We start from the raw sequence: 9,501 nt of genomic DNA on the forward strand, positions 1-9,501 counted from the left end.
AGCTAAGTTTCTAAGGAAAGGATTGGCCACGATGTGGCCAACCGAAGTATTTTTTCCACACATCTGGTAAGGGGCTTGGATCCGTCGCGGCGCCCCCGATGTTCAGGCGTTCAGAATGTCGCGGTGAAACCGGCCCAGCAGCAGCAGCCCCAGCGTCGTCAGCCCTAACCCCACCCCGACCACATAGGTGTGGCTGATATATTGCGGATCGTAGGACGGGTAGAACCCGCTGCGAAAGATCCCCGTGATATGCATCAACGGGTTCCACCACAGTATGTCCTGGGCCACCGGCGGCAGCGTCTCGAAGGTAAAGAACACCCCGGAGGCCAGGAACAGCGGGCGGGTGACGATCGACCAGACCTGCTTCCACACCGGGTACAGCCCCGAGATCACGCAGTTGACCAATCCCACCCCGGTCGCGATCAGGACGACCTCGCCGACGCCCGCAAGGATCGGGCCGAATTGCAGCGTGCTGCGGGTCTCGCCCAGCAGCATGATGCCGGAGAGGATCAGAAAGCCCACCATCACCTGCGTGACGGTGTTCAGGATCAGCCGCGCAAACAGCGCGTCGACCCAGGTCACCGTCGGGTATAACAGCAGCGGGCGAGAGAACCCGATGATGCTGCTCGAGGTGGCCGACAGCGTCTGGTACGACCCGAAGGGCAGAAAGCCGGTGGCATAAAACAGCGGAAAGCTGTTGCCCAGCGGGGGCGCCACGACGACCATCGAAAACACCAGCGTCAGCACGAAGATCGCGCCGAGCGGTTCGAGGACCGCCCAGACATAGCCGCCCGGCGAGGCGCCGTAGCGGGTGGACATCTCGCGCAGCATCAGCGCGGTGATCGTGCGCAGGGCGGCAAAGCGCCGCCGCTTGGCGTTGACAGGTCTCAGGGCATCTGGAACAAGGTGATCCGCCGACATGGCCCGATTTCCTTTCATCTCGGCTTGGACGCCAGTTATGTCGAAACGCGCTACGAGATCAAACGGCTTGTTCAAAGGACCGCGGCTTGCCTGACCAGGAATACCAGAATGACCGGCCGGGCGGGCAGAAACCCGCCGGAGCGGAGAGCGATACCGCGCAGCCAGCCAATCCGCGAAACGCGGCTGGCGGGCCGGGCCCGAAAGCCGGGCAGGGGCGGGGCACAGGCCAGAACGCGGACCAGAACGCAGGCCAGAATTCCGGCCAGAATGCCATGCCGAAGGCTGGCCCCAACGCGGGCCGCAATCCCGGCGGCGGGCGTGGCGGCGCAGGCCAGGCCCAGCCCGCCGTGGTCGAGGTGGCCCCCATCGCCGCCCCCACCCGCATGAAACGCCGCCACTGGGGGCTGCTTCTCAGCTTCCTGCTGGGGGTCATGCTGCCGCTTGCGGTGACGGTCTTTTACCTGACCGAAGTGGCGGTCGATCAGTATTCCTCGACCACCGGCTTCACCATCCGGAAGGAAGAAGGCGGCAGCGCCTCGGATCTGTTGGGCGGGCTTGCCAGCATCACGGGGTCGTCGACCTCATCGGATGCGGACATCCTGTATGAATACATTCAGAGCCAGGAAATCGTTCTGGCGCTGGACGCGGAACTGGATCTGCGGGGGTATTATTCGCAGCACTGGGCCGACGACCCGGCGTTCTCGCTGTGGCCCGACGCCACCATCGAGGATCTGCTGTGGTTCTGGCCCCGCGTCGTGCGCATCAGCTACAATCAGGCCACCGGGCTGATCGACCTGGAGGTGCTTGCCTTCGACGCACCGACAGCACAGAAGATTTCGCAACTGATCGTGCGCGAGAGCCAGGCGATGATCAACGATCTGAACGAAGCCGCGCGCGCCGATGCGATGCGCTATGCGCGCGTCGATCTGGAAGAATCGCTGGCCCGGCTCAAGGTGGCGCGCGAGGCGCTGACCCAGTTCCGCACCCGCACCAAGATCGTCGATCCCGCGACCGATCTTCAGGGCCGCATGGGGGTGCTGAGCAACCTTCAGCAGCAGCTCGCCGAGGCGCTGGTGCAATATGACCTTGTGCGCGGCGATGCCCGCGACGGCGATCCGCGCCTTGTGCAGGAACGCCGTCGCATCGAGGTCATCCGCGCCCGCATCGCCGAAGAGCGGCAGAACTTCGCCTCTGCCGACGGCAGCGCCGAAACCGGCGGGCTGACGGAAAGCTACCCGGACCTGATCGGTGAATTCGAAAGTCTGAGCGTCGATCAGGAATTCGCCGAGGAAACCTATCGCAACGCGCTTGCGGCACTGGATCTGGCGCGGGCCAATGCGTCGCGCCAAAGCCTGTATCTGGCGGCCTATGTGCGCCCGACCCTGGCACAAAGCGCGGAATATCCGCAGCGGGGGATGATTTCGCTGCTGACGGGGCTGTTCTTGTTCCTGACCTGGGCCGCCATCGCCCTGATCTATTACAGCATCCGCGATCGCAGGTAAGGCGCGCATGATCCGCTTTAAGAACCTTACCAAGAGCTTTCGGGTCAACGGCCAGCGGCAGATTGTCATCGACAACCTGACCGCCGAGCTGCCGTCGGGCAAATCGCTGGCGCTGCTGGGGCGCAACGGCGCGGGCAAGTCGACGCTGTTGCAACTGATCGCGGGAACCATGCAGCCCGACAGCGGCACGATCTACAGCGATGGCACGATTTCCTGGCCAGTGGGCTTTGGCGCGTCGTTCCACCGTGAACTGACTGGCGCGCAGAATGTGCGCTTTGTGGCGCGCATCTACGGGGTCGACACGGATTCGCTGCTGGCCTTCGTCGAGCAATTCGCCGATCTGGGCGCGCATTACCACATGCCGGTGCGCAGCTATTCGGCGGGGATGCGGGGGCGGCTGGTGTTCGGCACCTCGATGGGCATCCATTTCGACACCTACCTCGTGGACGAGGTCACCTCCGTGGGCGACCAGCAGTTCAAGCGCAAGAGCAAAGCGGTGTTTCTGGAGCGCATGAAGCAGTCCAGCGCCATCATGGTCAGCCACGAGATGGCGCAGGTCAAGGCGTTCTGCAATGCGGGCGTGGTGCTGGACCGCGGCCGGGTGACCTATTTCGAAGATCTCGAAGAGGCCATCGCCATGCATGAGCGGCTGCTGGCATAAGGCGCGCGCCAGACGCGGACGCAGCGGGCAGGGGGAACAGGAAGACGAGGCGGCATTCCTGACCCTTTCGACGGCGTCATCGCGTCGAGTTTTCCGTATTTTCCACGTCCCGGCCTTGTTTGCGGGCCGCCTGTCACCCCGATCCCTTGTCATTTCGGAAGCTTCAGCCAAAGGCCGCCGGACCTGCGCGGGTTACGCCGCGCGCGGGGGCGGCCGGGGGCGATCAGGGCAACCACGGGCGCGCGGCGGTGCGGCCCGGCAACCGCAATGAAACAGGTAGGGCAAGATGCGGACCACGGGCAGCAGCGGAACGGCCTCGGCCGAGGCTCTGGATGAGCTGATCGAGGGCACGGCCTTCGCGGACAGTCTGAATGGCGAGGCGGGCAATGACACGGTACATGGCGGCGCCGGCGCCGACAGGGCCTGGCTGGGCATTGGCAACGATCTTTATTCGGATACCTCGCGGAACGAGGCAGACAGCGTCTGGGGCGGGGCAGGGGACGACAGCATCGACGGCGGCGGCGGCGGCGATGTGCTTTACGGTGAAGACGGCGCCGACGAACTGTCCGGCGGAAACGGCAACGACACGCTTTGGGGCGGCGAGGGGGCGGACCTGCTGCGCGGCGGCCCTGGGGCGGATCTGATGCAGGGCGAGGCGGGAAACGACACGGTCTGGGGCGGCAATGGCACCGATCTGGCCTTTCTCGGGCTTGGCAACGATCTGTACGGCGACAGCCGCCAGGGCGGAACCTGGGGGCGCGATACGGTCTGGGGCGGGGCGGGCGACGACACCATCCGCACCGGCGGCGGCAACGATGTGGCGCAGGGCGAGGCGGGCCGGGATTCGCTGGTCGGCGGCGCGGGCAACGACACGCTGGACGGCGGGGCCGGGGCGGATGTGCTGGAAGGCGGCGGCCAGTCCGATCACCTGTCCGGCGGGGCGGGCAACGACACGGTACGCGGCGGCAATGGCACCGACAGCGCCTGGCTGGGCGATGGCAACGATCTTTATACCGATACGGGGCAGGGCGGCGCCTGGGGCCGTGACAGCGTCTGGGGCGGCAATGGCAACGACACGATCAACACCGGCGGCGGCGACGATTATGTGCGCGGCGAGGGCGGCCACGACCGGCTTGTGGGGATGGCGGGCAACGACACGTTGCGCGGTGGCGATGGCAACGACCGGCTGCTGGGCGGGTCCGGCAGCGACCGGCTTGTCGGGCAGAACGGCAATGATGTGCTGCTGGGCGAGGGCGGCAACGACCGCCTGCTGGGGGGCGCGGGCGATGACCGGCTGAACGGCGGCGCGGGCAACGATCTGCTGATCGGGGACGGTGGCAGCGATGCCTTTGTCTTTGCGCCGGGCGGCGGGTCGGACACCATCCAGGATTTCGAGACGGGCACCGATACGCTGTATCTCGACGATGGCCTGTGGGCCAACGCCCTGAGCGCGACCGACGTGGTGGACCGGTACGCCACGATGGTGCCGGGCGGGGTGGTGCTCGATTTTGGCGATGCGCAGATTCGCATCGACGGGGTCAGCGATCTGGATGACCTGGCGGCAAACATCATCCTGTTCTGAAATCTTGGCCGGATCGTTCGCGCGGGGCCGTTCGCGCGGGGCCGTTCGCATGGGGCAGGGCGCATGGGGCAGGGCGGCGGCGCCCGCCCGCGCCGCATCAGACCAGCGTGATATCGTCCGCGATGGCGGCGGTTCCGACGATGCCCTCCAGCGTGACCGAATAGCCCGGCTCGAAGGTGAACACGAGCGATCCGCTTACCACTTCGGCGAAGCTATCGACCGCCTGCGCGACGGTCAGCCCGCCGTTCCAGATTTCCTGACTGAAGGTCAGGCTGTCGATGCCCAACTGGTAATCGGTCACCAGATCGTCCCCCTCGGTCGAGGAAAACACAAAGCTGTCGGCCCCGGCGCCGCCGGTGACGGTGTCGTCGCCCCCGCCCAGCAGGATGGTGTCGTTGCCATTGCCGGCCCAGATGCGGTCGTTGCCAAACACGACCTGTTCGTCATCCTCGAAGTAATCGTTGCCGTTCCCCAGCCAGGCCCGGTCCGAGCCGTTGCTGCCCAGCACCGTGTCGTCGCCGCTGCCGCCCCACAGGCGGTCGTTCTGCCGCCCTCCGTTGAGCAGGTCGCGCCCCGCGCCGCCCAGCACGCGGTCGGCGCCGTCGCCGCCATAGAACCGGTCGTCGCCGCCGCCGCCGATGATCGTGTCGTTGCCCGCCCCGCCATACACGGTATCGGCGGCGTATTGCCCGCCCTGGGCGTTGTCGTGGAAAATGTCGTCGCCGTCGCCAAGCCAGGCGCGGTCGCGCCCGTTGCCGCCCTGGACCATGTCATCGCCCGCCCCGCCATGCAGCACGTCGTCCTGATTGCCGCCGCGCACAAGGTCGTTGCCCGCGTCGCCCCACAGCCTGTCCCGCCCGCCGCCGCCGTTCAGTGAATCGTTGCCGTTGCCGCCATGGGCCTGATCGGCGCCATAAATCCCTGCTTGCGTGTTGTCGTTGAAGATGTCCCCGCCCGCGCCCAGCCATATGATGTCGCGCCCGTTGTCGCCCCACACCACATCGACACCGTTTCCGCCCCACAGCACATCGTCCTGCGCGCCGCCGCGCAGGCGGTCGTCGCCGTTCCCGCCGCCCAGCGTGTCGCTGCCGGCCATGCCCGACAGGCTGTCGTTGCCCGCATTGCCCAGGATCAGGTTGTCCGCGCCATTGCCGATCACCGTGTCGTCGCCCGCCCCGGCGCGCAGATCCTCAAGCACGGTGCCAAGCGCGATGCCGATATTGCCGGTGCCACCCGCCACGTCGGAAAAATGGCCGGGGCGCAGGTCGATGAACATGTCGCGTGTGGCAAAGGACAAATCGACAAGATCGTGCCCGCTGACATCGTACAGGGTCAGGGCGGTGGGATCGCCAAGGTACAGGGCCATATCCGTGTGGTTTTCCGCCATCAGGGTGAAATAGGCTCCCAGATAGGTGCCAAGCGTGGAATGCTGCCCCCAGGTGGTGTTTCCGGCGCTGACGCTGGTGGCGCCGGGGGGGCCGTAGACCATCTGGATGGCAAGGATATCGGCCATCATCGGGGTCAGCAGGTCGCCGTAAGAGGCATCGACCGCGGTGTTGTCGGTCTGATCGAAATAGGACATGATCGAGACCTGCCAGCTGTCGTTGGCAAAGATCGCATCCTCGGTATAAACCGCGTTGCCATCGTAATCGCCCAGGTGCCCCAGACCCAGCGCGTGGCCAAGTTCGTGCACATAGGTCGAAAAGGCGTAGCTGTCGATCGTGCTGCCATAGGCGTCGATCCAGCTTTGAGAAATATTGACATAGGCGCTGCTGATCACCCCGGCGGTATAATAGGTGCTGCCGGAATAGGCCCCGGCGTATGCGTCGTCGAAATCGATCTGGGCGGTGAGGGTGGTTTCGACAAAGACGATGTCGGCCACGGCTTCCCAGGCATCCATCGCCCAGCGGGCCAGCTGACGGCCATCGGCGGTCAGCCCGGTGAGGTTCACGGTAATCTGGTTGCTGCGCGACGTGTCGAAGGCATGCGGCGTCCAGTATCCCGACACCAGGTATTCGGCGAATTCGTCTATGGTCGCGGTGGGAAGGGGCGGCGGCATGGTCTTCGATTCCGTTCCTTGGGGTGCGCGGGCGCGACAGTAAGGCGGGACGTTACCCGCTCGAATGCGGCATGAGAACGACAACTTGCTATCATGACGTGAAAATCCGGCTGAAATCCGTACGGCGCGGCTGTGTTGCCACGCGGGGGGATCTGTGGAAGAAACCGCCAAACGCGCAGTCAGGAGGCGATGACGTGAAACTGCTTTTTGTGGGGGCCGGCATGTCCGGCGCGGTCGCGGGTCGCCAGCTTGCCGAAGCGGGCCATGAAGTTCACATCATCGACCGGCGCGACCATGTGGGCGGCAATTGCCATACCGAACGTGACGGCGACACCGGCGTGATGGTGCATGTCTACGGGCCGCATATCTTTCACACCGATGACGAGGGCGTGTGGGACTATGTGAACCGCTTCGCGACGTTCATGCCCTACAAGAACCGGGTCAAGACCACGAGCCAGGGGGCGGTCTATTCGCTGCCCGTCAACCTGCACACGATCAACCAGTTCTATGGCAAGACCATGCGCCCGGCCGAGGCGCGCGCTTTCCTGGAAGAACAGGCCGACACCTCGATCACCGATCCCCAGACCTTCGAAGACCAGGCGCTGCGCTTTGTCGGCCCCGATCTTTATGCTGCATTCTTCAAGGGGTACACGGAAAAGCAATGGGGCTGCTCGCCGACGGATCTGCCCGCGTCGATCCTGAAACGCCTGCCGGTGCGGTTCAACTACGACGACAACTACTTCTTCCACCGCTTTCAGGGCATGCCCGAACACGGCTATACCGCGCTGGTGGAACAGATGCTGGATCACCCGGGCATCACTGTGCAACTGGGCACCGATTATACCCCCGGCATGGCGGATGCCTATGACCATGTGTTCTATGCCGGGCCGCTGGACGGATATTTCGACTACAAGCTGGGCCGCCTTGGCTATCGCACGCTGGATTTCGAGAAATTCACCGAAGACGGCGATTATCAGGGCTGCGCCGTGATGAACTATGGCGATCGCGATGTGCCCTACACCCGCATCACCGAGCACAAGCATTTCAGCCCTTGGGAAAGCCACGAGGGCAGCGTGTGCTACCGCGAATTTTCCCGCGCGGCAGAGCCGGACGACATCCCCTATTATCCGATCCGCATGGTCGACGAAAAGGCGCTGCTGGCCGATTATGTGGCTCTGGCCGAACAGGCGCAGGGCGTCACCTTCGTGGGGCGGCTTGGCACCTATCGCTACCTCGATATGGATGTGACCATCCGCGAGGCGCTGGACGTGGCTGATGCGTTCCTTGCCGCCCAGACCGAGGGCCGGGCCATGCCCGCCTTCGCGGTCTCGCCGCTGTAGACGCCATGTCCGGGGAGCCTCTTCTCGGACCCGAGGGCAGCGATCCGCTGGTATCGGTCATCGTGCCGGTGTTCAACGCAGGGCCGGTGCTGGAACGGGCCGTCGCCTCGGTTCTGGCGCAGGAGCTGGGCGACTGGGAACTGCTGCTGATCGACGATGGGTCGACCGACACCAGCGCCGCGGTGATCGAGACGCTTGCCGCGCGCGACCCGCGCATCCGCGGGCTGTCGCAGGGCCGCAACAGCGGCGCGGCGGCGGCGCGCAACGCCGGGCTGGACGCGGCGCGCGGGCGCTATATCGCCTTTCTGGATGCGGATGACGTCTGGTTGCCGCAAAAGCTGCGGCTGCAACTGGCCTATATGACTGCGCAGGGCGCGGCGTTCAGCTACACCGGGTTCTGGCGGATGAACGGGGCAGGGCAGTTCCGCGTTCGCGTGCCCGCGCGCGTCGATCATCGCACGCTGCTGCGCCACAACGTCATCGGCTGCCTGACCGCGATCTATGATCGTTCGGTTCTGGGGGCGGTGCCGATGCCGGAATTTGCCCGCTCGCATGATTACGCGCTCTGGCTCGACATCCTGTCGCGCATTGAGTTTGCCGCCGGGCTGGACGAACCGCTGGCGCTGTATTTCCGCACCAAGGGGTCGCTGACTTCAAGCCGGCTGAAATCGCTTGCCGGCACATGGGAAGTTTACCGGGCCCACCAGAAGTTATCGCGCAGCGCCTCCGCCGGCAAACTCGCGGGGCACGTGTTCGGCCGATATCGCAAACGGCACTGAGCATGGAGGGGGGCGTTGCGTTATCGCCCTTGTCGATGCGATCTTTTGTACGAGGCGGACTTGCCATGCCACGCCGCGGCCCGTTCAAAGGCCATCGCTAACCAAAGGATTTGATCCTGCTTGCTATGCGCTGGTATTGTCGCTTTTTCCTGTCGTATCGCGATGTGCGCTCTATTGGTTGAGCGTGCGGTCATCCTCGACGCGGCCACCGTCTATCGCTGGGTTCAGAAATTCGGCCCCGAGATCCGAAAGCGCGCCAATGGCCGCCATCGCGGTTGGCGCGGGCTTCAATGGCATGTGGACAGGCGCTGGTGCCACTTGTGGCGTGCAATCGACCAATGGGGCCAACGCGTCGATTTCCGGCTCACGGAGCGGCGTACAGCCAATGCCGCAAGGGCTTTCATGCGACAGGGCTCTGAGACTGTTGGCGCCTGACATCCGCTGACGATTGTTACGGGCAAAGCGCATAGCTCTGCCAGAGTCATCGGGGAATGGAACGCGCGATCCGGTCCGCAAGACGCAATCCGGCACATGACGAAGACCCACCCGAACAATCGGACCGAGGGCGCCCCGCGCCGTTCGAACCATTTGCGGCAGAACTCCAGGACCGCCATTTCCGGGTTGCGCGGCGTGTCGCTGGCTCAGGCGCGCCATTCC

The 9,501-nt window shown here is 65.0% G+C and carries 8 protein-coding genes; 6 read left to right on the top strand and 2 right to left on the bottom strand.

Annotation, left to right across the window (positions count from 1 at the left end):
- Positions 1-102: 102 nt before the first annotated feature.
- Positions 103-921 carry an ABC transporter permease gene (locus ATI53_RS21825; RefSeq protein WP_009506806.1) on the bottom strand — a complete coding sequence of 273 codons (819 nt, stop codon included), beginning with the start codon at positions 919-921 and terminating at the stop codon, positions 103-105.
- Positions 922-1,007: 86 nt separating this feature from the next.
- On the opposite strand from ATI53_RS21825, the gene ATI53_RS21830 reads away from it, so the two are divergent.
- From ATI53_RS21830 to ATI53_RS21840, 3 genes are all read left to right on the top strand, one after another.
- Complete coding sequence (locus ATI53_RS21830; RefSeq protein ID WP_111551374.1) at positions 1,008-2,423, top strand: KpsE/RkpR family capsule polysaccharide export protein; 1,416 nt, start codon at positions 1,008-1,010, stop codon at positions 2,421-2,423.
- Between the two features lie 7 nt (positions 2,424-2,430).
- Positions 2,431-3,084: an ABC transporter ATP-binding protein gene (locus tag ATI53_RS21835; protein WP_009506808.1), complete on the top strand. Its 654-nt coding sequence runs from the start codon at positions 2,431-2,433 to the stop codon at positions 3,082-3,084.
- A gap of 286 nt (positions 3,085-3,370) precedes the next feature.
- Positions 3,371-4,666 carry a calcium-binding protein gene (locus tag ATI53_RS21840; protein ID WP_111551375.1) on the top strand — a complete coding sequence of 432 codons (1,296 nt, stop codon included), beginning with the start codon at positions 3,371-3,373 and terminating at the stop codon, positions 4,664-4,666.
- Between the two features lie 97 nt (positions 4,667-4,763).
- Here the strand turns inward: ATI53_RS21840 and ATI53_RS21845 are convergent, their stop codons facing one another.
- Positions 4,764-6,725 (bottom strand): M10 family metallopeptidase, encoded by a 1,962-nt coding sequence (locus ATI53_RS21845; RefSeq protein ID WP_111551376.1) that lies wholly within the window; start codon positions 6,723-6,725, stop codon positions 4,764-4,766.
- 194 nt (positions 6,726-6,919) lie between these two features.
- Here ATI53_RS21845 and glf point away from each other — a divergent pair, with 194 nt between their 5' ends.
- From glf to ATI53_RS24550, 3 genes are all read left to right on the top strand, one after another.
- Entirely contained in the window at positions 6,920-8,065 is a 1,146-nt protein-coding gene (gene glf / locus ATI53_RS21850; protein ID WP_034453497.1) for a UDP-galactopyranose mutase, read from the top strand.
- 5 nt (positions 8,066-8,070) lie between these two features.
- Positions 8,071-8,844, top strand: a complete 774-nt coding sequence (locus ATI53_RS21855; protein WP_009506813.1) for a glycosyltransferase family 2 protein — start codon at positions 8,071-8,073, stop codon at positions 8,842-8,844.
- A 162-nt stretch (positions 8,845-9,006) separates the two neighbouring features.
- Complete coding sequence (locus tag ATI53_RS24550; protein WP_375342744.1) at positions 9,007-9,279, top strand: DDE-type integrase/transposase/recombinase; 273 nt, start codon at positions 9,007-9,009, stop codon at positions 9,277-9,279.
- Positions 9,280-9,501 lie beyond the last annotated feature (222 nt).

This window comes from Salipiger aestuarii, assembly GCF_003259905.1.
GTDB classification, from domain to species: domain Bacteria; phylum Pseudomonadota; class Alphaproteobacteria; order Rhodobacterales; family Rhodobacteraceae; genus Salipiger; species Salipiger aestuarii.

Coding starts and splice junctions, on each gene's coding strand:
- ATI53_RS21825 (WP_009506806.1), bottom strand. CDS start 921: ATGTCGGCGGATCACCTTGTTCCAGATGCCCTGAGACCTGTCAACGCC.
- ATI53_RS21835 (WP_009506808.1), top strand. CDS start 2,431: ATGATCCGCTTTAAGAACCTTACCAAGAGCTTTCGGGTCAACGGCCAG.
- ATI53_RS21840 (WP_111551375.1), top strand. CDS start 3,371: ATGCGGACCACGGGCAGCAGCGGAACGGCCTCGGCCGAGGCTCTGGAT.
- ATI53_RS21845 (WP_111551376.1), bottom strand. CDS start 6,725: ATGCCGCCGCCCCTTCCCACCGCGACCATAGACGAATTCGCCGAATAC.
- ATI53_RS21855 (WP_009506813.1), top strand. CDS start 8,071: ATGTCCGGGGAGCCTCTTCTCGGACCCGAGGGCAGCGATCCGCTGGTA.
- ATI53_RS24550 (WP_375342744.1), top strand. CDS start 9,007: ATGTGCGCTCTATTGGTTGAGCGTGCGGTCATCCTCGACGCGGCCACC.